The following is a 240-nucleotide window of genomic DNA, read 5'->3' as shown; positions in this document are numbered from 1 at the left end:
GTAATTGACTATTGTGAGCGTAGGCGGTGATGTAATTATCGCTGTGGCGAATCATGATGAGGTTACCATACTCTGGTAGACCATTGCCCGAATACAATACAGTACCAGATTGGCTGGCAAGCACAGGATCACCTTCGTTACCAGCGAACCACATGCCCATGTTACCGGCTGCCGCATCAAAGTTGCGAACCACTTGGTTACGACTTGGATAATCATAGCCCGATGTCGCGTTGGCCGTTA

Annotated in this window: 1 protein-coding gene; it reads right to left on the bottom strand. The window is 49.2% G+C overall.

What is annotated here, in order from left to right; translation table 11 throughout:
* Positions 1-240, bottom strand: a 240-nt coding sequence (locus AAEY75_RS16885; RefSeq protein WP_352260323.1) for a peptidoglycan DD-metalloendopeptidase family protein, incomplete at both ends; no start/stop codon positions are given.

It is taken from the genome of Psychrobacter sp. TB55-MNA-CIBAN-0194 (assembly GCF_040309505.1).
Lineage (GTDB): Bacteria > Pseudomonadota > Gammaproteobacteria > Pseudomonadales > Moraxellaceae > Psychrobacter > Psychrobacter fozii.
The sequence above is the reverse complement of the archived record's forward strand: the minus strand, read 5'-3'. Positions and strand labels throughout refer to the sequence as shown.